The organism is Bacillus sp. SLBN-46, assembly GCF_031453555.1.
GTDB lineage: Bacteria > Bacillota > Bacilli > Bacillales > Cytobacillaceae > Neobacillus.
In genome coordinates this window covers 3,685,092-3,709,071 of record NZ_JAVIZM010000001.1, presented here as the reverse complement: position 1 = coordinate 3,709,071, position 23,980 = coordinate 3,685,092, and the positions used below count along the sequence as shown (strand labels likewise).

The window sequence follows — 23,980 nt, the reverse complement described above, 5'->3', positions numbered from 1 at the left end:
TTTTTAGTGCATAGGTCTAGAATTGTAAGCGTTTAGTACATATCCTTGTTTCTATTTTTTAGTCTGCAACGTATTTAAATGGGCTAATCTCTAGTGAATTACTAGGAAAAGTGCTACACTTAGTATGTTCAATCAACTTATTTTTTACATATCCAAAGGGGTGTAAGTCATGATCAATCAACTTTCGTGGAAAGTTGGCGGACAACAAGGGGAAGGTATTGAAAGCACTGGGGAAATCTTTGCAATCGCACTGAATCGCCTGGGATATTACTTGTATGGTTATCGTCACTTTTCATCTCGTATTAAAGGCGGTCATACAAACAATAAAATCAGAGTAAGTACGACTGAAGTTCGTTCTATTTCTGACGATCTAGATATCCTTGTAGCCTTTGACCAAGAAACCGTTGATGTAAACTACAAAGAGCTTCATAGCAAAGGTGTCATTCTAGCTGACTCCAAATTTGATCCAAAGAAACCTGAAGATACACAAGCTTCCTTGTATGCGGTTCCATTTACAGAAATTGCTACTGGGCTAGGAACTTCTTTAATGAAAAACATGGTAGCTATTGGTGCAACATCTGCTGTGTTAGATTTGGATATTCGAGTTTTTGAAGAAGTAGTTCATGAAATTTTCGGTAAAAAAGGCGAACAAGTTGTTGCTAAAAACATGGATGCAATTAAAGCCGGCTATGATTATATGAAAGAAAAACTTGGAGCTGGTGTCCAAACCATGCAGCTTGAAAAAGCTGATGGTAAGAAGCGCATGTTTATGATTGGGAACGATGCGATTGCATTAGGTGCGATCGCTGGTGGATGCCGATTTATGGCTGCATACCCAATTACACCAGCTTCTGAGATTATGGAATATTTAATTAAAAAGCTTCCTGCTCTTGGCGGAACAGTCATTCAAACAGAAGATGAGATCGCAGCATGTACAATGGCTATTGGTGCTAACTATGGTGGTGTCCGTGCAATTACAGCTTCTGCTGGTCCAGGATTATCCTTGAAAATGGAAGCAATTGGCCTTTCTGGTATTACAGAAACTCCACTTGTTATCGTTGACACTCAACGTGGCGGTCCATCTACTGGATTACCAACAAAACAAGAACAATCAGACTTAATGGCTATGATTTATGGAACTCACGGTGAAATTCCAAAGATCGTTATGGCTCCAAGTACAGTTCAAGAGGCATTCTATGATGCTGCTGAAGCATTCAATCTAGCAGAAGAATATCAGTGCCCAGTTATTCTACTTACTGATCTTCAACTATCTTTAGGTAAACAAACAGTTGAACCTTTAGATTTTAGTAAAGTTGAAATTAGACGAGGTAAGTTAGTTTCAGGAGACATTCCTGCAAACGAAAACAATGGCTATTTCAAGCGTTATGAAGTGACAGAAGATGGCGTATCTCCACGTGTTATTCCTGGTATGAAAAATGGTATCCACCATGTAACAGGTGTAGAACACGATGAAACTGGTAAACCATCAGAATCAGCGCCTAACCGAATTGCTCAGATGGATAAGCGTTTCCGTAAAGTCGAGAATATCCGCTTTGATACACCAGTTTATAAAAATGTAAAGCATGAAGATGCTGATGTTTTATTTGTTGGTTTTAACTCAACACGTGGTGTAATTGAAGAAGCAATGACTCGTCTTGAGAAGGACGGATTAAAAGTGAACCATGCTCATGTTCGTTTAATTCATCCGTTCCCAACAGACGAAGTTCTTCCGTTAGTTCGTTCTGCGAAGAAGGTTGTTGTTGTTGAAAACAACGCAACTGGACAGTTAGCGAATATCATGAAGATGAATGTTGGACATGCTGAGAAAATCGTTAAGCATGTTAAATATGATGGTAATCCGTTCTTGCCGCACGAAGTGTATACAAAATGTAAGGAGTTGTTCTAAATGGCCACTTTTAAAGACTTTCGAAACAATGTAAAACCGAACTGGTGCCCTGGCTGTGGCGACTTCTCCGTACAAGCGGCAATGCAACGTGCTGCAGCAAATGTTGGTTTAGAACCTGAAAATTTAGCTGTTATTTCTGGTATCGGCTGTTCAGGACGTATTTCTGGTTATATCAATTCATATGGTTTCCACGGTATCCATGGCCGTTCATTACCGATTGCACAAGGTGTTAAAATGGCTAATCGTGACTTAACTGTTATCGCATCTGGCGGTGACGGTGACGGTTTCGCCATCGGTATGGGTCATACGATTCACGCTATTCGTCGTAATATTGACGTTACTTATGTTGTTATGGATAACCAAATTTATGGTTTAACTAAAGGTCAAACATCACCACGTTCTGCAGCTGGCTTTAAAACAAAGTCAACTCCATTGGGATCAATTGAACAAGCAATTTCTCCAATGGAAATGGCTTTAACTGCTGGCGCAACATTTGTTGCACAAAGCTTTTCAACTGATTTAAAAGAACTTACTGCTCTAATCGAAGCAGGTATCAATCATAAAGGGTTCTCATTAATCAACGTTTTCAGCCCATGTGTAACTTATAATAAGGTCAACACATATGATTGGTTCAAAGAAAATCTTACAAAGCTAAGTGATGTTGAAGGGTACGACCCAAATAGTCGTGAAATGGCTATGCAAACATTAATGAAGCATAATGGTCTTGTAACTGGTCTAATCTATCAAAATACTGAGCGTCAATCTTACCAGGAGTTAATCCAAGGGTACTCACCGGCTCCGTTATCTCAAGCGGACCTTAATCTTGACCAAAACTATTTTGATAAATTAGTCGGCGAATTTATGTAATAAATAAAAAAATCCCGCGGAACTTTGTTCCACGGGATTTTTTTTTATGAAAAATAGTGAGTTACCTCACATTAATTTTACTTGGAATCCAGTACAATTATTAATTGGCTAAATTTTTATTTTAGATGATTAGCAATGTCCTCTAAAAGGGCGTGTTTACAGGGATTTCTATTGTTTTCATTACAGTAAACCTTTATACTATAATAATGTGCAGATTAACCAAAAATTTATTCTTTGCACAAAGAATAATAATGAAACTAAATAGAAGCCATCAGTTTATGTTTACTATGTAAGAAAGGGGATTTTGAACCAAATGAATGAAAAGCAACGTTTAGAAGGTCAACAAGTAGAAACGGCTAATTCTTCGGACAAAAAATCCGCCAAGGATTACAGCAAGTACTTTGAGCAAGTAATTACTGCACCTTCTTTAAAGGATGCGAAGAAACGTGGTAAAGAAGAAGTAAAGTATCACAATGACTTTGCTATTCCAGAAGAGTTCCGTGGAATGGGTGAAGGCAGAAAGTTCTATATCCGTACGTATGGTTGCCAAATGAATGAGCATGATACAGAAGTTATGGCTGGGATCTTTTTAGCTTTAGGATACGAGCCCACTGATAATACAGAGGATGCAAACGTAATTTTACTAAACACATGTGCAATTCGCGAGAATGCTGAAAATAAAGTGTTTGGTGAATTAGGTCATTTGAAAGCACTAAAATTAGAGAAGCCAGACTTACTTTTAGGTGTTTGTGGCTGTATGTCTCAGGAAGAGTCCGTAGTTAATAAAATTTTGAAGACGTATAACCAAGTGGATATGATTTTTGGTACTCATAATATCCACCGCCTGCCAAACATCCTTCATGAAGCATATATGTCAAAGGAAATGGTTGTTGAAGTATGGTCTAAGGAAGGAGACGTTATTGAAAACCTTCCAAAGGTACGTCGTGGCAAGATTAAAGCATGGGTTAACATTATGTATGGCTGCGATAAGTTCTGTACGTATTGTATTGTACCTTATACACGCGGTAAGGAACGTAGCCGCAGACCTGAAGAGATTATCCAGGAAGTCCGTCATTTGGCAGCACAGGGCTACCAGGAGGTAACTCTTCTAGGCCAGAACGTTAATGCCTATGGTAAAGACTTAGAAGGAATGAACTATGGTCTAGGTGAGTTAATGGATGAATTACGTAAGATTGATATTCCACGAATTCGTTTCACTACAAGCCATCCGCGTGACTTTGATGATCATTTAATCGAAGTTCTTGCTAAAGGCGGCAACTTAATGGATCATATCCACTTGCCAGTCCAATCAGGTTCAACGGATGTATTAAAAATCATGGCTCGTAAATATACAAGAGAACAATATTTAGAGCTTGTTAGAAAAATTAAAGCGGCGATTCCAAATGTTGCTTTGACAACTGATATTATTGTGGGATATCCGAACGAAACGGACGAGCAGTTTGAAGAGACAATGTCTCTCTATCGTGAAGTAGGGTATGAATTAGCGTATACATTTATTTATTCTCCACGTGAAGGAACACCAGCGGCCAAAATGGAAGATAATGTTCCAATGGAAGTTAAGAAAGAACGTCTTCAGCGTCTAAACAAGCTTGTTAATGAAATGTCATTAGAAGCAATGAAAAAACATGAAGGTCAGGTTCTTGATGTACTGATCGAAGGGGAGAGCAAGAACAACCCTAATGTTCTTGCAGGTTACACAACAAGAAGCAAGCTTGTCAACGTTGTAGCACCTAAATCAACGATTGGCAAAATTATTAAAGTAAAAATTACAGAAGCAAAAACATGGTCATTAAACGGAGAAATGGTGGAAGAATTAGAACCAGCAGAGGTGAAGTAAAGTGGCGAAGTATACTAAAGACGATATCGTCGCTCGTGCAGCAGATTTAGCACGTATGATAGCAGAAACTGAAGAAGTAGACTTCTTCAAACGAGCAGAAGCTCATATTCATGAAAATCCAAAGGTAAACACATTAATTGCAGATATTAAAGGTCTTCAGAAGCAAGCAGTTAATCTACAACATTATGGAAAACCTGAGGCATTAAAGAAGGTTGAAGACAAAATTGCTTCAATTGAACAGGAACTAGATGAAATTCCTGTTGTTCAGGATTTTAAGCAATCCCAATTAGAAGTTAATGAGTTGTTGCAGCTAATTGCATCGACTATTTCAAATACAGTCACTGATGAGATTATCACTTCCACAGGCGGCGATGTATTAATGGGTGAAACAGGCGGCAGCATGAAACATGGCGGCGGAGCTTGTGATGGGCACGACGATTGTGATCACGATCATTAATTAGGCTAAGAGGCTGACTCAAAAAAGGGTCAGCCTCTTTCTTTTTCAAGAATCAGTATTCTCCTCGATTTAATCTACATAAGAAACCTCCATTTTTAAGTACAGGCAAGAGAGGCACACACCATTAAATCCCGCATAAAATGAACTATGACTAAACTTTTAACCAGTATTCACAAAATTATATATCACACTAGTCTACAATTTAGCATACGATGAAATGAAACTGAATGAGGAGGGTTCGCGCGAAATGGGAGAATATAGAGAGATAATTACGAAGGCCGTAGTAGCGAAAGGACGTAAATTCACCCAGTCCAATCATACGATTAGCCCGGCGCACAGTCCAACAAGTATTCTTGGTTGTTGGATTATCAACCATAAATACAACGCGAAAAAAGTAGGTAAGACTGTAGAGATTCACGGTCACTATGATATCAATGTATGGTACTCGTTTAATGATAATACCAAAACAGAGGTAGTAACTGAACGGGTACAATATACTGATGTTATCAAGTTAAAGTATCGTGATCATGACTGCCACGATGACAGTGAGATTTGTGCTAAAGTGTTGCAACAGCCAAATTGTGTGGAAGCAGTCATTTCCCCTAACGGTAATCGAATCATCGTTCACGTCGAAAGGGAATTCCTTGTAGAAGTAATTGGCGAAACAAAGGTTTGTGTTCGCGTTAGTTCTGAAGGCTGCAAAGACTGTGACGATGATTGGGGATTGGATGTAGACGATGAAGAATTTGAGGATCTGAATCCAGAGTTCTTAGTCGGCTCAGAAGAAGAGTAAGACCACTAGGAAGGTAAAACTTCCTAGTTTTTTTCTGTTTTGAATTTGGTTAGGATATGGAAATTTAATGCATGTTTAACTGAGAATATCAGCAAGCTATTTCTAGGAGGTGTTAGTGATGGAGCCGAGACAACCTGGAAATAAAAAGATGACTGATTTTGATCAATTAAATGACAGAATGATTGCTGAAAGTCCTTCCTCACCAATGTTAGTAATCAAAACGAACCTTGACCCAAAGGAACCATCAGAAGATAATCCATATTATCACAATGGAAAAGCACATGATCCAGAGGCAATGAAGAATTTCTTTGAGAATAATGAAAGCCAGGAGAACTAATTTTCCTGGCTTCTTTTCCAATCAGGCTGCAACAAAGATAGTACGCATGTATCATGGAATTCTTCATTTTGATGAATATACCCTCGTAGAAGGCCTTCTTGCTCAAAGCCTAGTTTCATAAGTAAATTGATGGAGGCCTCATTTTCGGGAAAGACGACTGCTCCTAACCGATACAAATGTAATTGCTTAAAGCTAAACGCCAATACTTCTTTAATAGCTTCAGAGGCATAGCCCATTCTCCAAAACGCAGGATGTAGTTCGTAGCCAATTTCAGCCCTTTTATTATTCATATGTAAAGCATTTAGCCCTACTGTACCAATAATCCTTTGATTTTCTTTTACTTTAATTCCCCAGCGGATCCCTCTTTTTTCATGAAAGTTCTTATGGAACATGTCAATTAATCTCGAAGCTTCAATTGGTAAGGTAAAACGGTTCGTTCCGTAAAAACGTGTTACTTCTTCTAAAGATAATACCTCATAAATGGAATCAACATGCTGATGAGTGATTTCAATTAACTTCAGTCTCTTTGTTTCTAAAATGGGAAAATTCACAGTATCTCCTCACTTTTAAATATTGAACAAATAATAACTATTTTTAAGTGTACTATGGTTTTTTACTGCTGAAAAGATACGGTTGAAGAAATGGGGGAAAAACATTATGATTTATGTAATATTAACGGAAGAGTAGAGAAGGTGGGTACGGATGCAAATCGCACAATATATAAAGCTAATTGAAAATGAGTTATTAACCAAAATTGAATTACAATCGCCCAGCCCATTCGATCCCATTATTGTAAAAAATCAATCCCATTCATGGAGAACGATCGGAAGCGGCAATTACGCCGGAGTTTTTGCTCATGAGTCAAACCCTAACTGGGTAGTGAAAATTTATGGACGGAACCCTGAAGAGCTGAAGAAGGAAATAGAGGTATATAAAAAATTAGGAAACCATGAATCCTATTCCAGACTTTTAGACTATGGAGAAAATTATTTGATCTTAAAAAAGCTGGAGGGGATTACTTTATTTGATGCTTTAGTAAAGGGTTTACCTATACCTGAAAATGTGATTCAGGATATCGATGCTGGATTAGAATACGCAAGAAAAGTTGGCTTAAATCCCTTTGATGTTCATGGTAAAAACGTCGTGATGCATAACGGAAAAGGATATATCGTAGACGTTTCTGATTTCTATAAACAGGGTGTATGCCACAAGTGGAAAGATTTGAAGAAGGCATATTACAAGATATATAGGCCCTATATACTTAAATTCCATCCCCCCATTCCTTTTTTTATCGTGGATGGTGTAAGGAAAGGCTATCGCTTTTACAGGAAATTGAAAAAGAAAATGGGAAATAAATAAACTATTAGATATTTCCCCAAGTACTAGTTTAGAGGTTCATTGTTTCATATATTTTTAAATTCAGGTTAATGATTTTTAAATTGGGAGCATCGATATCGTTTTTGTTAGCTAATTTTAATAGGTAACCGTATAGATGATCTGCTTCAATGGGCAAACTCTTTTCCATATCTCGTTGGAGCGAAGACTTCATTTCATAATTCATAGCCATTAATTTGTTCTTTTGTAAGTCTTCAATACCTTCTGGCAGGGGTGCATGGATACTTCTCATAATGGAAGCTGTTTCATGCAGCACCTTCTCAATCGTGTTAACTCCCTCTTTATTTTCAAGAATGGGTCCGATGGGAGACCTAAACAAGGAGGTGATACCGGAAAGCGTGGATATGAATAAATATTTTACCCACATCTCTTGGTTAATCTTATCTGAAAGCAGAAAATTGGCTTTTGTCCCCGTAAGAACGTTCTCTAAACGTGTTATTCGTTCAGATTTTTCTCCATTTCTTTCACCATACACTAGATCGTGGATAGGACTAGTTTGAATGATGGTTCCATGCTGGTCAAGGGTGGATTCCACAAAGCAAAGCCCACCAAGGACATTTTTTTCACCAAAGGATTCAACCAGCTTGTCGATGTGTGACATCCCATTCAGAAGCGGAAGGATCATAGTATCCTTTCCAATGTAAGGGCGCATGTCTTCAATTGCCGAATCAAGGTGATAAGCTTTCGTGGAAATCAAAACAACGTCAAAGGCTTCTGCTGCCTCTCCAGAGAGAAGTAGTTGTGGCCTTATATGTATGTTTCCATGGATGCTCTGGATGAGTAGTCCATTTTGTTCTAGCTGTTTCTTTCTATTTTCCCGAACAAGAAAGGTAACCTTTTCTCCTTTTTCAGCTAAGCGGCCGCCAAAATAACCTCCGACTGCACCAGCTCCAACAACTAATATTTTCATGATGATAACCTCCATTTTTTTTAAAGGTGTTGAATTAATAGTAGCACAAATCTATTAAATATTTGGGCAATTTTGCTTTTATTCTTTCTATTACTGAAATGATTTGTATTTTTGAGATAATTTACAGTTTTTTTGAAAAATTGTGTTAATATATTTATCAGCATGGAAGAATATAGTAAAGAAAGGAGTGGTGGATGATGAATTTCCCTTTCTATATTTTTGGTGTGCATCCGCATTTGATATTTGAATCCTTAGCCTATTTTATTGGATTTCGCGTGTATTTATATACAAGAAATAAGGAACGAATTCCTATGGATAAAGCACTATGGGTAGTAGTTGGTGCGACATTAGGTGCTGCCATGGGTTCAAAACTTCTATATTGGTTAGAAGACCCGGTGAAGACACTGGAAAACTGGAATAATCTAGTTTATTTAGTAGAAGGAAAAACAATTGTGGGTGGATTGTTAGGCGGCTTAATTGGGGTGGAGACAGCTAAGAAATGCATTGGATGGACGCGTTCAACGGGGGATGATTTCGTTTTACCTCTTTCTGTTGGAATGATGATCGGAAGAATTGGCTGCTTCTTAACTGGTTTAGATGATCATACCTATGGTGTTCCAACCACATGGGCAACGGGCGTAGATTTTGGAGATGGTATTCTTAGGCATCCCACTCAATTGTATGAAATCGCTTTCTTAGGCATCCTTATCGTCTTTCTTCTTTATTTAAAAAGAAAACAGATAGGGTGGGAAGGGCTGTTATTTCAATTATTTATGCTAGGGTATCTTCTCTTTCGTCTAATGATTGATTTTATCAAACCAACTCCACATCCTTACTGGATTCTAAATAATATCCAACTTGCTAGTTTACTAGGAATTACGTATTACCTGTGGCTGATTAGTAAAACACAAACCGAAAAAAGGAGAGAAATTCATGCCTAACCGTCCCTATTTATTTTATGAACTAACAAACAGTATCTGTTCAACCTGTCTGCGTAAGGTAGAAGCTAAAGTAATTATTGAAAATGAAAAGGTATACCTTGTGAAGCATTGTATGAAGCACGGTAGGGAGAAGGTATTGATTTCAACTGATGTCGCTTATTATAAATGGTGTCGTGAGTTTATTAAACCATCGGAAATGCCATACCGATGGAATACACCTATTAAATATGGCTGCCCATATGATTGTGGACTTTGCCCTGACCATGAACAGCATAGCTGTTTGACGCTTTTAGAGATTACGGAAAGATGTAACCTAAAATGCCCCATCTGCTATGCGGAATCCTCTCCTCAAAAAGGAAGCTTCCGAAGCTTAGAGAAAATTGAATTCATGCTCGATAATATCATAAAAAATGAACGACACGCAGATATTGTTCAGATCAGTGGCGGGGAACCCACCATCCATCCACAGTTTTTTGACATACTTGATATGGCAAAATCAAGACCGATCCGACATATAATGGTGAATACCAATGGTCTTCGCATGGCAACAGATAAAGAGTTTGTGAGAAGGCTTGCCACTTACTCTCCTGGTTTTGAAATTTATCTCCAGTTTGATAGCTTTGAAAAAGAAACACTAGAAGAATTAAGAGGGGTAGATTTAAGGGATGTAAGAAAAAAAGCAATTGAACATTTAAATGAATTTAATATTTCTACAACCTTAGTTGTAACCTTAAAGAAGGGCTTAAATGATCATGAGGTCGGCAAAATTATTCAATATGGGTTGAAACAGAAATGTGTTCGAGGAGTTACCTTCCAACCGATTCAGGCTGCAGGGAGATTGGAAGAATACGATCCAGCGACAAATCGCCTTACACTTAGTGAAGTAAGACAGATGATCATTGACCAATCCAATGTTTTTGGCTCAAAGGATATTATTCCTGTTCCCTGCCACCCGGACTGTTTAGCAATGGGGTATGCATTAAAAATGAACGGCGAAGCAACACCATTAACTGGCCTTATTGATCCTAATATTTTATTAGAAGGTGAACGCAATACCATTGTTTTTGAACAGGATGACAATATCAAAAACATGATTTTTAAATTATTTTCTTTAAATCATTCACCCGATTCTGCGTCACTCTCCCTAAAGGATTTACTCTGCTGTTTGCCAAAAGTATCTATGCCAGGAGAAATTGGCTATGATAACGTATTTCGGGTCATCATTATGCAGTTTTTAGATGCGTACAATTTTGATGTGCGATCCGTTAAAAAATCCTGCGTTCATATCGCTCATCCAGATGGTAGAATCATCCCATTTGATACGTACAATTTATTTTATCGCGATGATAAAGAGCTGGAACTAAAGAAGATTCAAGCAGAGTTAGAGGCTAGAGCTTTCATAAATGTCGAATAACAAAGGGGAGGGGAGAACAGGGAATGACTCATAACCAAAAGACGCAGAAGGATGGCTCATTAAAAGATTTATGGCTTGGAATTGGTTTGAGCATGGGTATTTACCTTTTAGGCTTATTCATATTACTGTTAGTTTCACCTATATTTATGGCCTATGTATGTATAGCAGTAGTCGCCATTATTGTGATACCCATTGTAAGCTTTGCAAAGGGGAGGAAACGATTAGGTCAAGGAGCATTAATAGGCTTGGGATTAAATATTTTGTTATTTACTGCCTGTTTTGGAATCATTCTTTACAATCTTGGCGGATGAAGAGGAGGAGATTAAATGGATGATCGTCAGTTTAGAAATGCTATGGGAAAATTTGCGACAGGGGTAACTGTAGTAGCTACAGAGGTAGACGGCGATGTACATGGCATGACAGCTAACGCGTTTATGTCGGTTTCACTCAATCCAAAGCTTGTAGTCATTTCTGTATCTGAAAAAGCTCGAATTCTTGAGAAAATAAAAAAGAGTAACATATTCACTGTCAATATTCTAGCGGCCGACCAACAAGAACTCTCAATGATTTTTGCAGGGCAGCTTAAGGAACATCGAGAAGTAGGATTTGACTATCTAGATGGAAAGCCAGTATTGGCAGGGACGGTTGCACAGATTGCCTGCGAACTATCGGCAGAACATATCGAAGGAGATCATACCTTGTTAATTGGAAAAGTGACAGCTATTCACACCGGGGATGCCGAGCCTTTAATTTATTTCAGTGGACGTTACCGGGAACTGGCTGATTAATTGATGGTATTCTATAAGAAAGGAAGAGGCTAATTCAAATGCCCCTTCCTTTTGTTCTTTACGGTTAAATCCCTTTGTAGGCTTGCCGTAAAATCTCTGCCAATTCCCTAGTTAGCGGGCGCCTTGGATTGACATTCGTATCTGGATCATTGAATGCATGTAAGGCCAGCAGGTCAACTTTATTTTCAAATTCAGAATAGTTTATACCACATTCTTCAATGCTCAATGGCATGTCTAGTCCTTTAGCAAGGGTGATAATAGCTTCAATTAAACTAACAATCCCTTCTTCCGTTGTTCGAGCTTGCAATCCAAGGAATTTAGCTAGCTCAGCATACCGCTGGTCAGCGATAAAATGTTCGTAACCTGCAAACGGAGTAAACTTTGTAGGTTTTTTCGAATTAAAACGAATGACATGTGGCAGGAAGATTGCATTTGCTCGCCCGTGTGCAATGTGGAACTCAGCGCCTAATGCATGGGCAAGACTATGATTTATTCCTAAAAACGCATTGTTGAAAGCAAGCCCAGCCATGGTTGATGCATAATGCATTTTTTCTCTTGCAAGAGCGTCAGTGCTATCATGGTAAGCTCTTGGCAAGTATTCGAACACAAGTTGAATAGCCTTGATAATTTGACCGTCTGTAAAATCATTCGCGCAAACTGAAACATACGCTTCAAGTGCATGGGTTAATACGTCCATCCCGGTATCGGCGGTAATATGCTTAGGTACTGTCATCGTAAATTGCGGGTCGATAATAGCGATATCTGGTAAGAGTTCAGGATCTGAAAGAGGATATTTTATATTCGATTTATTATCCGTAATAACTGCAAAGGAAGTCACCTCAGACCCTGTTCCAGAGGTTGTTGGAATGGCAATAAGTTTTGCTTTACCTCGTAATTTTGGATATGTGACTACGCGTTTTCTTGGGTTTAAGAATTTTTGTTTTAATGCATCGAAGTCAGTAGCAGGATGTTCGTAGAAGAGCCACATGGCCTTCGCCGCATCAAGGACAGAACCGCCTCCCAAAGCAATAATGACATCCGGTTGGGAATGTCTCATACATTCTGCTCCCTTTTGGACGGTTTCAATACTTGGATCAGGCTCCACTTCTGAAAAAATATCAACATGTTTAAAATCGGCCCGTTTTTTTAGAAAATGAATGACCTTATCTACATAGCCATTTCTGATTGAGCTTGGACTAGTTACAATAAATGCATTTGAGATATCAGGAATAAATTCTAAGGTCTGGATAGAGTTCTTTTTATAATAGATTTGTGGTGGAGTTCTTAGGACTTGTGCATTGATGTTTCTCTTTGCCACCTTTTTAATATTTAATAAATGCGTGGCACCTACATTAACTGAGACGGAGTTTCCACCATAGGTACCGCAGCCGAGAGTTAGGGTAGGTAGAAAATCATTATATACATTACCAGTTGCTCCTTGAGCGGATGGTGTGTTAACAAGGATCCTTCCTGCTCTCATTCTCATCGCAAACTGTTCAATAATCCTATCATCTGAAGTATGGATGGAAGCGGTATGACCTAGTCCACCATATTCTAATGTCTGTTCAGCAAGATCGAAAGCTTCCTCCACGTTATTTGCCTTGTAGCAGGCAAGAATCGGACTTAATTTCTCACAGGAAAGCGGGGTATTTGGTCCAACCCCATCTAATTCGACAACAAGCACCTTTGTATCTTTCGGAACTTCAATACCCGCCATTTCGGCAATTTTAAAGGCTGGTAAACCAACAACCATTGGGTTAAGGGAACTGGTATCTTTTTTAATCGCTAGATGTTCCAATTGTTGTTTTTCAGTTTCGTTAAGAAAATAACACTTGTTAGCCATCATTTCAGTAATGACTTCTGAATAGATTTCTTTATCAATAATGAGGGCCTGCTCAGATGCGCAGATCATACCATTGTCATATGTCTTGGATAGAAGCAGATCCTGGACAGAACTCTTCACATTGGCTGTTTTCTCAAAATAGCAAGGAACATTACCAGGACCGACCCCAATTGCAGGTTTACCGGAGCTGTAAGCTTCCTTAACCATACTTGATCCCCCAGTAGCAAGGATGAGTGATACCTTTGGATGTCTCATGAGAGAATGAATAGCTTCACGGGAGGGCTCATCTAGCCATTGAATGCAATTTTCAGGGGCGCCCGCTTTAATGGCAGCTTCCCTGAGGAGTTGTGCAGTTACAATTCCAGATTTCTGAGATAAATGGTGAAAAGAAAATATAATTGGATTTCTTGTCTTTAGTGAAATGAGTGATTTATAAATGACTGTCGATGTAGGGTTCGTAATGGGGACAAGCGCCGCAATTACACCGACGGGTTCAGCTAGCTCATATGTACCTTCATGCTCGTTTTCACTAATAATGCCTACAGTTTTTAGGTTCCGAATACTGTTATAAATCATCTCCGTTGCGAACATATTTTTTGAAATCTTATCTTCAAATAATCCTCGATTGGTTTCATCTACAGCCATTTTAGCGAGCTTATCTTGATTTTCTAAAGCTGTGAGAGCCATACTTTTAACAATTTGATCGACTTTTTCTTGATTTAAGGTGCGGAATACATTTAATGCCTGTTCGCCTTTTTGAGCAAGCCGCTCAATCATTACTCCAATTTGCTTTTGTTCAAGTGCTTTTTCTTCTACTGCCATAAAACTTCCTCCCTATATAGAAATATTATTTTACCCTTGTACTGTCTTAAAATATATCAATGACTAAAATAGAAATTTGTAGAATAATGCGGAGAATTTTGGCGATTCCACATAGATTAAAGAATGTTCGAAAAAAGTTCGAAAAGTAGTTTTGAAGCGCTTTTCTGGTGTACAATTGTTTGGTAAGTATGGAAAATTAATACATGGAGTGAAGACATGCTTTTTAAAAATGCTAGTTACTTAGACGAAAATTGTAATTTGGTGAATGGTGATCTTTTCATTGATGATGGTGTCATCAAGATTGATTGTGAAAACGACGTAGTTAATGATGATAAAATAATAGATTGTCAGGATTATATTATTATTCCTGGCCTATTTAACGCACATTTCCATGGATATTCCTTATTAGCAAAAGGAATTGCTAGAGATATGAAGATTGAATCCTGGTGTAATGATAGTCAGCAAGGAAGGATTCAAACACAATTCTTTGAGAACCTAGACAAATTATCTAGCGAGGAATATGAATGGGTTTGCTTAAAGGTTAACGCGGAGATGGTGAAGAAAGGAATTACCTTCGTTAGTGAAAATGAACCGGCCTATTGGCCTGATTTAGTGGCCGGAGCGATTGATAAAATAGGTTTGCGCGGGATTATAGATACACATAAGAAAATAGAGGAATCCTATCCAAAAAATGTGGGGAACGTTTCGTTCGGGACTCATTTGTTAGAAGAGGAAGATATAACGGAAGAATCATTAGAAGCTTGTGTCCTTAATAAAAAAGAGTATGACACGATATATATGACTCACTGTATGGAGAATGATTGGAGACGTGATATCATTTACACCAATTTTGGAAGGTCATCAATTGAGTTATATAAAGAGAAGGGACTATTGGATCATAAAACGGTTCTTTACCATGGGGTACATATGAGTGAAAAGGATATAGAACTCGTTGCAGAAACCCAAGCGTCGGTTGTCCACTGCCCCAATTCAAATTTATGGTCAGGCGCTGGTATGGCACCTGTAAGTAAAATGCTTGAAAAGGGTGTAAATGTTTGCCTTGGAACTGATTTTGCTAGCGTAGATATTTGGGAAACGATGAAAACTGCCTATTATTTATTAAAACTAAGCAGTCCATTTAATCGTTTCCAGGCGGAAGATATTTTTAAACTGGCAACTGTGAACGGAGCAAAGGCCTATCAAAAGAATGATTTAGGAGTTATAAGGGAAGGATTTAAAGCTGATCTGGTGTTTATTAAAAAAGATCCTATGATTCCACAGATTAATAGCGATGATTTTTCTACTGTTGTTCATAATTTGATATTTGAAACAAAAGAAGAAAGTATTCGTCATGTGATGGTTGATGGTAAATGGGTCATGTTTGATCGAGAGCTGTTAACAATCAACGAAAAAGAAATAGATGAAAACTTTAAAAACGTGATGGAAAAGGTGTATAATTCGATCTATCCAAATGGAGTACCATCTACACATCCTGCCTATGAAGCAAGGCATGATAGGGATAAAGATAATTGGGCGTGCGAGCGATAAGCAAGTGAACATGTACTTATATATGATGCAAAAAGTCTCTTCCATTTAAGTGGAAGAGACTTTTTTGTATATGGAGATTATACAAACGTTGTACGAGATTTGATTAATTTGACAGAAGTTTCTATAGAAGTTGAGGCTTTTTAGGACAATGAGTGAAAATAAAAATGTATAATTTTTAATCAAAAACATTGTACAAAAGTTATACAGTATGTATAATCTAAATAAAATGATATAGGAGGTGGCAATACTTGAGCAGGAGTAAAAAAGTAACTGTCATCGGAGCAGGACCAGGTGGGTTAGCTGTCTCTATGCTGCTTGCAGCCAAGGGTTATGATGTAGTGGTCTATGAGAAACAGTCATATATCGGGGGGAGGACTTCCAGATTAACCTTGGGTGAGTACAACTTTGATTTAGGACCCACCTTTTTTATGATGCCAGATATTCTGGAAGAAATCTTTCAGATGGCAGGACGCCAATTACAAGACTACGTTCAGATACAGGAGATTAATCCATTATATACATTAAAATTTCAAGACTTATCTTTTACACCTACTCGTAATTACGAGGAAATGATACAAGAAATTGAAAATAAGTTCCCTGGTAATGGAGCAGGTTACGATCAATTCATGAAAATAGAAGGAGAGAAGTTTGACCGGGTAACCAAACTACTTCAACAGCCATTTACAAAAATAACTGATTTGATAACAAGAAATATGGTATCTGCCTTCCCAAAATTAAATGCTCTTGATACGGTATATGGCCGATTATCAAACTATTTCAATGATGAAAGGTTGAAATGGGCCTTTTCCTTCCAGGCAAAATATTTGGGCATGTCACCTTGGGAATGTCCCGGAACGTTTACTATTCTCTCTTATTTAGAACACCGTTTTGGTTTGTTTCATCCAATAGGAGGGGTGAATAAGCTTTGTGAAGCAATGGCACAAGTCATCGAGGAGTATGGCGGGAAAATCTATACCGGAACGGGTGTTAAGCAAGTAGTGGTAAAAGAGAAAAAGGCAGTGGGAGTTCTACTTGAAAATGGGGAAATGGTGCCTTCAGATGATGTCATTATTAATGCTGATTTTGGCCATGCAGCAACTAACCTTTTCAAGCAAAGGGATTTAAAGAAATACCGTAAGGAAAATCTCGAAAAGAAGAAACTCTCGTGCTCCACCTTTATGCTGTATTTAGGGATAAATAAACCATTAAATTTGCCGCACCACATGATTCTTTTTGCAGAAGACTATAAACAGAATGTGGATGAGATGACCAAAGAACTGAAGTTATCTAAGGATCCATCTATTTATGTCCATAATCCTTCAAGGCTTGATCCAACTCTTGCACCAAAAGGAAAGTCAGCTCTATATGTGCTCATGCCAGTTCCTAATTTACAGGCAGATATTGATTGGGAAAAAGAGAAGCATGGAGTAAGGGAAAAGATTTTGTCCCGTTTAGAATTAGAACCTGAATTACATGATATTAGATCCCGTATTGAGGTGGAAAAAATCGTTACTCCACTCGATTGGCAAAATGAAATGTATGTCTATAAAGGAGCTACCTTTAGTCTTGCTCACAACCTGAGTCAAATGATGTACTTCCGTCCGCATAACAAATTTGAGGATGTGAATCATTGTTTCTTAGTAGGGGGAGGAACACATCCTGGAAGCGGTTTACCAACGATTTTTGAATCAGCCAAAATCAGTGCCACTCTATTAAACCAGCAATATGTGAAAAATAACCTCTATAAGGAAAAGCAACATTCCTTAGACAGGAAGGAGTCCGTGCTATGGAAATAGGCATTGTGGGTGCTGGGGTTGGAGGGTTGGTATCTGCCTTGCTGCTTTCAAAACAAGGCCATCAAGTAACCATTTATGAAAAGGAAGGATACCTGGGTGGAAGGTTGACCTTCCAAGGAAACGGACGTTACCAAATTGACCAAGGACCGACCATCGTACTTTTACCGGAGCTTTTATTAAGTATTTTAGAAGAGGCTGGAATTTCGAAGGAAGATATTCCATTGATTCCATGCGAGCCTTTATATGATCTTCATTTTCATGATGGGTCAACGTATACGAAGTACAGAGACTTGCCCACACAGCTTAAAGTATTGGAGCAGAAGTTTCCTGGGGAGTCAAAGAATCTTCTAAAATACCTTTCAGATATGGCCAACGTCTTCGAATTAGGGATGGAAGCTTTTTTGAGCAAGACATTTAAACGCAAGCAGGATTTTCTAACTATAGAAAATATCAAACTATTAGCACAATCCAAAGCATACAAAACCTTAAAGAATTTTAATGCCTCTTATTTTTCTCATCCTAACCTTCAAGAGGCTTACTCCTTACAATCTTTGTATATCGGTGGTTCGCCATATGAGGTGCCGGCCCTATACGGATTAGTTTCCTATAGTGAGCATGCCCATGGTATTTGGTACTTAAAGGGAGGGTACGGGAGTCTTATTCCCATTTTAGAAAAAGCATGTATAGAACAGGGAGTTAAAATTAATCTCCATTCAAAAGTGGACCGCCTCCTCATTGAAGCGAGTGTGTGCAAAGGTTTGTCTGTGAATAACGAAACGACTTTCTACGATGCAGTTATTTTTAATGGTGATTTTCCCAATCTTTATTCAATGATGGGAAAAAAGAAAAAGGAAAAGAAATTTCAACCTTCTTCCGGCTGTGTGTTGATTTACCTTGGTGTTTCGAAGCGATTTCCAAAGGCAAAAGCCCATCAGTTCTATTTGCCGAAAGATTTTGAAAAGAATATGACTCAAGTATTTAAGACAAAACAAATACCTGAAGACCCATCCTATTATGTGTTTAATCCGGTTGCACTGGAGGATGAAGCGGCTCCACCTGGGGAAAGTGTTCTATATTTCTTAATTCCAGTTCCGTCAGGAGATCAAATCGATTGGGAAACATCAGGACCGATGCTAGCTGAGCAGGTTTTAATGAAAGCAGAAAAGCACTTTATCGGTTTGCGTGAAGCGGTGGAATGGATGGAGATTCGTACCCCAGCAGATTCTATTCGTGACGGATTATATCAAGGGGGAAGCTTTGGGATTGCTCCTAATCTATTTCAATCAGGAGGATTTAGACCGCAGTTATCTCCGTTTAAGATTGATAGATTGTACAGTGTGGGAGCCTCGATTCACCCTGGTGGGGGGATCCCAATCGTGCTACAGGGGGCGCGACTATTAAGTGAGCTAATAAAAAAGGAGCTGAGAACGTGATTGATTCAAACTTAATCTCTGCTTGTGAGGAATTGATGAAGAGGCATTCTGCGAGCTTTTATGCGGCTTTTCGTTTTTTACCTTCACCAAGAAAAGAAGCGGTGTTTGTTATTTATGCTTTTTGTAGAATGATTGATGATTCTGTTGATGAGCCGGAATCCTCACCCTATACATTAAGCGAACTTGAGACTTTATTTGATCATTTGGAAACAGCGGAGGGTCACTTTATCTGGCCGTGTTTAAGGTGGCTATTTAGTAGCTTTCCCATTTCAAAAGAGCCGTTTTATAAGCAGATATCCGGGCAGAAAATGGATACGACCCTAACAAACTATGAAACAATGGAAGAGCTCGAATTATATTGTGAAAGAGTCGCAGGTTCTGTGGGGGAGATGCTTCTTCCTGTTCTTCATGATCAACCTTCGAGTGAGGTAGAACTTGCGGGCGTGTACCTTGGAAAAGCGATGCAGATTGTGAATATTATCCGGGATGTAGGAGAAGATCAACAAAGAGGACGCCGATATATTCCTAGGGAATGGATGGAGCAATATCATTATACACAAGAGGAGTTTGAGACAAATGTGGTCAATTTTCGCTTTAAGCGAATGCTGACGGGTCTGATGAATGTGGCTGAGGATTGGTTTTCAAAGGGGTTAGAAAACATTGACACCTATCCTGAAAACAGTGCCTTCTCTATTAAACTAGCTGCAGGTTATTATGCAGCCATTATGGAGGCAGTAAGACATAATGAGTACCAAGTGTATACAAGTAGAGCGATTGTGAGTGACAAGAAAAAGAAGATGATACTCTTGGCAGCTCTTCAAGGATCCATCCAAAATGAGGTTCACTCTATTGAAGCTTAGTTACTTTTTCTTGATTTGGTACACAATCGGACTACTACTCATGCTTTTTTACGAGGTCCCTCACTTTTTACAATTTACCAATGGGCTTTTCCTTGTTTTTTATGCACTTAGTTTAACTGAAATTATTTTCTTAGTATCCGATAATCGATTAGGAATGATAAAAAGAATAGCCTTTGTTGGATTAATCACGTTCATTATTGAAGTGTGTGGTGTAAGGACGGGGTTTCCCTTCGGATCGTATCATTATAATGCTACACTGGGCCCCCGCTACTGGGGTGTTCCTATTACAATAGCAATGGCTTGGGTTGGAGTGATAGTTAATAGTTTGCTCTTATCCACACAGCATTCAAAATGGCGTCGAGCACTCGAAACAGGAATGTGGGTAGTCGTGCTTGATCTCATTTTAGATCCTGTAGCCGTCGAAAGAATGTTTTGGGTTTGGGATGAAAAAGGAAGCTTTTATGGGATTCCAGTCATTAATTTTATTAGCTGGGCTATAATAGCAGCTCTTCTTTCACTCTTTTTTCCATTGTTCCAAACGAATAAAAGAGTTCTTTCTTGGTCCCATCGCTTATTTGAAGCAATGATTGCCATGTTTGGTCTTTTAGCTTGGAAAGCAAGGTTAGAGCCGTTATCCCTTTTGGCATTAGTATTTTTGTTGATGATTGAAGGGAGGTTTCAATTTGATTCCCGCAAAAAAAAGCAAGTGGTTTAGTCATTTATTCCATAGGTATCAACGGTATTATTTATGGCTAAGGAATTTTCATTCGGTACAAATGGCTGGTGATGTGGATCCAAGAACAGATTATCCAGTCTTATATATTGCTAATCATTGTTCATGGTGGGATGGTCTTATCATATTTCAAATAATAAAAGATTTTTCCAACAAAGAACATTTCATCATGATGGAAGAGAGGCAGCTTCGTCAGTATCCTTTTTTTCGTAAGCTTGGAGCTTTCTCTATTGATAAAGAAAGAATAAGCGAGGTTAGAAAATCTCTTCTCTATGCTAAAAATTTAATGGCAAACAAGAGAGCGGTTTGGATTTTTCCACAAGGTGCAATTTATCATCAGGAGCAACGTCCTTTTGTATTTCAAAAGGGATCGGCATTCCTCTTAAAACGTTTTGACAAATGTTTGGTGAAGCCTGTCAGTCTACATTACTCCTTCAATCAATATCAAAGACCGACTGCCTCCATCTTTTTTGGTGAAGAGGTATTAATTAAGTCCTCACATTTTACTAGCATTGAGTTAACACAATATTTAGAAGGACTTCTGGAACAACAGGTAACTAGTCATAGGAATATGGTGATGAATGATATCGACTTTACTAAAAATAACTATTTTACTCCTGTTCAAGAGAAGGGGAAGTCCACAAGTGATTTTATAGACAATGTAAAGAAAGGGTATACGAAATGGAAATCCTTCTCCTCCTGATATGCGGCATTCTTTTATTTCAATTAGTTTTTGTCATTTGGAATTTACAACAGCTTCCTAAACCGGTGAAAGGAAGTGGCCAACTTGATAAGCTAACCTTCTCCATTCTTATTCCTGCAAGAAATGAGGCGGAACGCATAGGAGCGTGCCTTGAATCAATCAGCAACCAAACAATTAGACCAGTAGAGGTTCTTGTTCTAGATGACCATTCAACGGATGAGACGGAATTTGTCGTGCGTCAATGGTGTAAGAAACACCCTACTATTCGTCTTATGAAAGGTTCTGACCTGAAAGAGGGCTGGATGGGAAAATCATATGCTTGTCACCAACTGGCAAAATCTGCAAAAGGTGATTGGCTGTTGTTTTTAGATGCAGATGTTCGATTGGATCATCATGCGATGGAAAAAATAGTTAAATTTGCATCGGACCAAAAAACGGGGATGATTTCAGGTTTTCCCAGACAACATGTGTTTAGCTGGTTAGAAAAAATAGTCGTGCCGATGATGATGTTTATGGTCGCTTCCCACCTCCCGATAAGGTGGGTTAGAAAGTCAAGTGACCCTAGATTTGTCGCGGCACATGGTGGTTTTATCTGTATAGAGAAATCTTGTTATCAAGCTGTAGGAGGGCATGAGCGAATACGAAACCATTTGGTGGATGATATGGAGCTCGCCAAATTGGTCAAACGAAACGGTTTTCCCTTTACACTAGCTTCTATTAAGGATCTGGCATATATGCGAATGTATAAAAATGCAGCGGAGGTGTGGGAAGGTTATCGAAAAAATATTTTCCCTGGTGTGAATCGAAAACTATGGATTCTATCGATGGTTATGTTCTTCTACATTGGGCTATATCTTTTACCTGCAGGGGTCATAGTTTTGAACTGGAATCAATTGTCTTTGTTTATACCCGCCTTCCTGTCCTATTTTTTAGCTGTTTGTATAAAGGGGTGGATTGATTACAGAAATGGAATCCCTTGGTGGTATGGTATCTTCGTACCAATAAGTGTGCTCATCATCCTATTAATCGGAATGGATTCCGTCCGGATGGCTTGGACAAATAAAGGATATATGTGGAAAGGCAGGCGTTATACGTGAAAAAGATTGTCATAATCGGAGGTGGTTTAGGTGGATTATCATGTGCCATACGATTAGCAGATCACGGCTGTAAGGTTAGTTTATTGGAAAAAGAACCTGAATTAGGAGGGAAATTAAAAAAAGTGGTGGGTGGGAAATATTCATTTGATATGGGTCCTAGTACCATTACGATGGTTGATGCGTTTAAGGAAGTGTTTACTGCGGTGGGGAGAAGGATGGAAGACTATTTGGAGTTCTATCCCGTTCATCCTATGACCAGAAATTTCTTTCCTGATGGAAGTGTTGTCAACCTTTCCCAATCGATAGAGGAAATGGAGGAACAAATCTCTCAATACAGCAAGGAGGATGCGAGTAGATATCGCGATTTCTTAAAGGAATCAGAGAGACTATACACGATTTCTCAACAGCAATTTCTAAACCGGTTGTTGCCCACAAACCGAGATATGTTTGATTTTCAATTATTGAAGAGTTTTGCCAGCATCAAACCATTTACAACCCTACATCAGATGTTACAAAACTATTTTAAGCATCCCAATACATTAGCCATGTTTGGCAGATATGCCACGTATGTTGGTTCCTCTCCTTACCGTGCCCCAGCCATTTTTAGTATGATGGCTTCCTTAGAAGGGCAAGGGGGGATTTATGGAGTGAAGGGCGGTACGTATTCCATCGTGGAGGCTTTTGAAAAACTTGCAGGTGAGTTGGGTGTCGATATTAAAAAAAATATAAATGTATCAAGGATAAAGGTGGTTAATAAAAGGGTTGTAGGGGTAGAAACAACGGATGGTTTTTTTGAAGCGGACCAGGTTATAGCCAATGGAGATGCACTAGCAATCTATAAGAACCTAATTGATGAAGCAGACCGACCTTCGATAACAAACCGAAGAATTGATGGAATGGAACCATCACTTTCAGGGTTTGTGATGCTTTTGGGCATGAACAAACGAATCCCAATCCTTACACACCATAATGTCTTTTTTTCAAAAAATTATAAACAGGAGTTCACCGATATTTTTGAGAAGAAAATGATCGTTGAAGACCCTACTATTTATATAAGTTACTCAGGCTATTCACAGCCAGAACTAGTTGGAGAAAATAACAGTAATTTATTCGTATTGGTGAATGCTCCATACACGTCAAGCCGTGTAAATTGGGACGATAGAAAAGAGAGCTATTTTCTTAAAATTATCACAAAATTGGAGAGTAGAGGACTTAAAGATTTGATTGAATCTATTGATTTTTATCAGATTATGACTCCAGCAGACTTGCAGGTACGGACAGGTGCACATAGGGGGGCAATATATGGGACTTCTTCCAATTCCTTTCAGCAAGCATTTTTTAAATTGGGAAATAAGTCGAAAGACATTGAGGGTTTATGGTTTGTCGGCGGGTCTGCACATCCAGGCGGAGGAACACCTATTGTAACAAAGTCAGGTCAGCTCGTAGCGAAAGCCATTATTGAATCCATTTAATTGCGGG

The 23,980-nt window shown here is 38.6% G+C and carries 22 protein-coding genes; 19 read left to right on the top strand and 3 right to left on the bottom strand.

Annotated features, from left to right (window positions below):
* Positions 1–169 precede the first annotated feature (169 nt).
* The 6 genes from QFZ87_RS18890 to QFZ87_RS18865 all read left to right on the top strand — a co-directional run bounded on the left by QFZ87_RS18890 (position 170) and on the right by QFZ87_RS18865 (position 6,218).
* A complete protein-coding gene (locus QFZ87_RS18890) occupies positions 170–1,906 on the top strand; it encodes a 2-oxoacid:acceptor oxidoreductase subunit alpha (RefSeq protein WP_309864685.1) in 1,737 nt (578 codons plus the stop codon).
* The gene (locus tag QFZ87_RS18885) at positions 1,907–2,773 is read left to right on the top strand and encodes a 2-oxoacid:ferredoxin oxidoreductase subunit beta (RefSeq protein ID WP_309864683.1); all 867 of its coding nucleotides are present in this window, start codon (positions 1,907–1,909) and stop codon (positions 2,771–2,773) included.
* Between the two features lie 313 nt (positions 2,774–3,086).
* Positions 3,087–4,631, top strand: coding sequence for a tRNA (N6-isopentenyl adenosine(37)-C2)-methylthiotransferase MiaB (miaB, locus tag QFZ87_RS18880; RefSeq protein ID WP_309867979.1), 1,545 nt, complete (start codon positions 3,087–3,089; stop codon positions 4,629–4,631).
* Position 4,632: 1 nt separating this feature from the next.
* Entirely contained in the window at positions 4,633–5,088 is a 456-nt protein-coding gene (locus QFZ87_RS18875) for a YlbF/YmcA family competence regulator (RefSeq protein WP_309864680.1), read from the top strand.
* 247 nt (positions 5,089–5,335) lie between these two features.
* Positions 5,336–5,881: an outer spore coat protein CotE gene (locus QFZ87_RS18870; RefSeq protein WP_309864678.1), complete on the top strand. Its 546-nt coding sequence runs from the start codon at positions 5,336–5,338 to the stop codon at positions 5,879–5,881.
* Between the two features lie 118 nt (positions 5,882–5,999).
* Positions 6,000–6,218 (top strand): hypothetical protein, encoded by a 219-nt coding sequence (locus tag QFZ87_RS18865; RefSeq protein WP_309864677.1) that lies wholly within the window; start codon positions 6,000–6,002, stop codon positions 6,216–6,218.
* Here QFZ87_RS18865 and QFZ87_RS18860 read toward each other — a convergent pair.
* Positions 6,215–6,769 (bottom strand): GNAT family N-acetyltransferase, encoded by a 555-nt coding sequence (locus QFZ87_RS18860; protein WP_309864673.1) that lies wholly within the window; start codon positions 6,767–6,769, stop codon positions 6,215–6,217. The genes QFZ87_RS18865 and QFZ87_RS18860 overlap by 4 nt on opposite strands.
* Before the next feature lie 151 nt (positions 6,770–6,920).
* On the opposite strand from QFZ87_RS18860, the gene QFZ87_RS18855 reads away from it, so the two are divergent.
* The gene (locus QFZ87_RS18855; protein WP_309864670.1) at positions 6,921–7,577 is read left to right on the top strand and encodes a protein kinase family protein; all 657 of its coding nucleotides are present in this window, start codon (positions 6,921–6,923) and stop codon (positions 7,575–7,577) included.
* A gap of 28 nt (positions 7,578–7,605) precedes the next feature.
* On the opposite strand, the gene QFZ87_RS18850 is transcribed toward QFZ87_RS18855, so the two are convergent.
* Positions 7,606–8,523 (bottom strand): ketopantoate reductase family protein, encoded by a 918-nt coding sequence (locus tag QFZ87_RS18850; protein WP_309864666.1) that lies wholly within the window; start codon positions 8,521–8,523, stop codon positions 7,606–7,608.
* Between the two features lie 194 nt (positions 8,524–8,717).
* Here QFZ87_RS18850 and QFZ87_RS18845 point away from each other — a divergent pair, with 194 nt between their 5' ends.
* The 4 genes from QFZ87_RS18845 to QFZ87_RS18830 are packed head-to-tail and all read left to right on the top strand — an operon-like array spanning position 8,718 to position 11,666.
* The gene (locus QFZ87_RS18845; RefSeq protein WP_309864662.1) at positions 8,718–9,464 is read left to right on the top strand and encodes a prolipoprotein diacylglyceryl transferase; all 747 of its coding nucleotides are present in this window, start codon (positions 8,718–8,720) and stop codon (positions 9,462–9,464) included.
* Positions 9,457–10,878 carry a radical SAM protein gene (locus QFZ87_RS18840; RefSeq protein ID WP_309864658.1) on the top strand — a complete coding sequence of 474 codons (1,422 nt, stop codon included), beginning with the start codon at positions 9,457–9,459 and terminating at the stop codon, positions 10,876–10,878. The genes QFZ87_RS18845 and QFZ87_RS18840 overlap by 8 nt, the downstream gene beginning before the upstream one ends.
* A gap of 23 nt (positions 10,879–10,901) precedes the next feature.
* A complete protein-coding gene (locus QFZ87_RS18835) occupies positions 10,902–11,189 on the top strand; it encodes a hypothetical protein (protein WP_309864655.1) in 288 nt (95 codons plus the stop codon).
* Between the two features lie 15 nt (positions 11,190–11,204).
* Positions 11,205–11,666 carry a flavin reductase family protein gene (locus QFZ87_RS18830; RefSeq protein ID WP_309864652.1) on the top strand — a complete coding sequence of 154 codons (462 nt, stop codon included), beginning with the start codon at positions 11,205–11,207 and terminating at the stop codon, positions 11,664–11,666.
* Between the two features lie 64 nt (positions 11,667–11,730).
* Here QFZ87_RS18830 and adhE read toward each other — a convergent pair whose 3' ends face one another.
* A complete protein-coding gene (gene adhE, locus QFZ87_RS18825; protein ID WP_309864650.1) occupies positions 11,731–14,331 on the bottom strand; it encodes a bifunctional acetaldehyde-CoA/alcohol dehydrogenase in 2,601 nt (866 codons plus the stop codon).
* A gap of 216 nt (positions 14,332–14,547) precedes the next feature.
* On the opposite strand from adhE, the gene QFZ87_RS18820 reads away from it, so the two are divergent.
* From QFZ87_RS18820 to QFZ87_RS18785, 8 genes are all read left to right on the top strand, one after another.
* Positions 14,548–15,879: an amidohydrolase family protein gene (locus QFZ87_RS18820; RefSeq protein WP_309864647.1), complete on the top strand. Its 1,332-nt coding sequence runs from the start codon at positions 14,548–14,550 to the stop codon at positions 15,877–15,879.
* A 248-nt stretch (positions 15,880–16,127) separates the two neighbouring features.
* On the top strand, positions 16,128–17,675 hold the full coding sequence (locus QFZ87_RS18815; protein WP_309864644.1) for a phytoene desaturase family protein: 1,548 nt from the start codon (positions 16,128–16,130) through the stop codon (positions 17,673–17,675).
* A complete protein-coding gene (locus QFZ87_RS18810) occupies positions 17,666–19,108 on the top strand; it encodes a phytoene desaturase family protein (RefSeq protein WP_309864641.1) in 1,443 nt (480 codons plus the stop codon). Before QFZ87_RS18815 ends, QFZ87_RS18810 begins: the two co-directional genes overlap by 10 nt.
* Complete coding sequence (locus QFZ87_RS18805) at positions 19,105–19,968, top strand: phytoene/squalene synthase family protein (protein ID WP_309864639.1); 864 nt, start codon at positions 19,105–19,107, stop codon at positions 19,966–19,968. Before QFZ87_RS18810 ends, QFZ87_RS18805 begins: the two co-directional genes overlap by 4 nt.
* On the top strand, positions 19,958–20,683 hold the full coding sequence (locus QFZ87_RS18800; protein ID WP_309864637.1) for a carotenoid biosynthesis protein: 726 nt from the start codon (positions 19,958–19,960) through the stop codon (positions 20,681–20,683). The genes QFZ87_RS18805 and QFZ87_RS18800 overlap by 11 nt, the downstream gene beginning before the upstream one ends.
* A complete protein-coding gene (locus QFZ87_RS18795) occupies positions 20,652–21,404 on the top strand; it encodes a lysophospholipid acyltransferase family protein (protein ID WP_309864635.1) in 753 nt (250 codons plus the stop codon). Before QFZ87_RS18800 ends, QFZ87_RS18795 begins: the two co-directional genes overlap by 32 nt.
* A complete protein-coding gene (locus QFZ87_RS18790; protein ID WP_309864632.1) occupies positions 21,383–22,501 on the top strand; it encodes a glycosyltransferase family 2 protein in 1,119 nt (372 codons plus the stop codon). The genes QFZ87_RS18795 and QFZ87_RS18790 overlap by 22 nt, the downstream gene beginning before the upstream one ends.
* Entirely contained in the window at positions 22,498–23,973 is a 1,476-nt protein-coding gene (locus QFZ87_RS18785) for a phytoene desaturase family protein (protein ID WP_309864629.1), read from the top strand. Before QFZ87_RS18790 ends, QFZ87_RS18785 begins: the two co-directional genes overlap by 4 nt.
* Positions 23,974–23,980: the final 7 nt, after the last annotated feature.

Coding starts and splice junctions, on each gene's coding strand:
- QFZ87_RS18890 (WP_309864685.1), top strand. CDS start 170: ATGATCAATCAACTTTCGTGGAAAGTTGGCGGACAACAAGGGGAAGGT.
- QFZ87_RS18885 (WP_309864683.1), top strand. CDS start 1,907: ATGGCCACTTTTAAAGACTTTCGAAACAATGTAAAACCGAACTGGTGC.
- miaB (WP_309867979.1), top strand. CDS start 3,087: ATGAATGAAAAGCAACGTTTAGAAGGTCAACAAGTAGAAACGGCTAAT.
- QFZ87_RS18870 (WP_309864678.1), top strand. CDS start 5,336: ATGGGAGAATATAGAGAGATAATTACGAAGGCCGTAGTAGCGAAAGGA.
- QFZ87_RS18865 (WP_309864677.1), top strand. CDS start 6,000: ATGGAGCCGAGACAACCTGGAAATAAAAAGATGACTGATTTTGATCAA.
- QFZ87_RS18855 (WP_309864670.1), top strand. CDS start 6,921: ATGCAAATCGCACAATATATAAAGCTAATTGAAAATGAGTTATTAACC.
- QFZ87_RS18850 (WP_309864666.1), bottom strand. CDS start 8,523: ATGAAAATATTAGTTGTTGGAGCTGGTGCAGTCGGAGGTTATTTTGGC.
- QFZ87_RS18845 (WP_309864662.1), top strand. CDS start 8,718: ATGATGAATTTCCCTTTCTATATTTTTGGTGTGCATCCGCATTTGATA.
- QFZ87_RS18840 (WP_309864658.1), top strand. CDS start 9,457: ATGCCTAACCGTCCCTATTTATTTTATGAACTAACAAACAGTATCTGT.
- QFZ87_RS18835 (WP_309864655.1), top strand. CDS start 10,902: ATGACTCATAACCAAAAGACGCAGAAGGATGGCTCATTAAAAGATTTA.
- QFZ87_RS18830 (WP_309864652.1), top strand. CDS start 11,205: ATGGATGATCGTCAGTTTAGAAATGCTATGGGAAAATTTGCGACAGGG.
- adhE (WP_309864650.1), bottom strand. CDS start 14,331: ATGGCAGTAGAAGAAAAAGCACTTGAACAAAAGCAAATTGGAGTAATG.
- QFZ87_RS18820 (WP_309864647.1), top strand. CDS start 14,548: ATGCTTTTTAAAAATGCTAGTTACTTAGACGAAAATTGTAATTTGGTG.
- QFZ87_RS18810 (WP_309864641.1), top strand. CDS start 17,666: ATGGAAATAGGCATTGTGGGTGCTGGGGTTGGAGGGTTGGTATCTGCC.
- QFZ87_RS18790 (WP_309864632.1), top strand. CDS start 21,383: ATGGAAATCCTTCTCCTCCTGATATGCGGCATTCTTTTATTTCAATTA.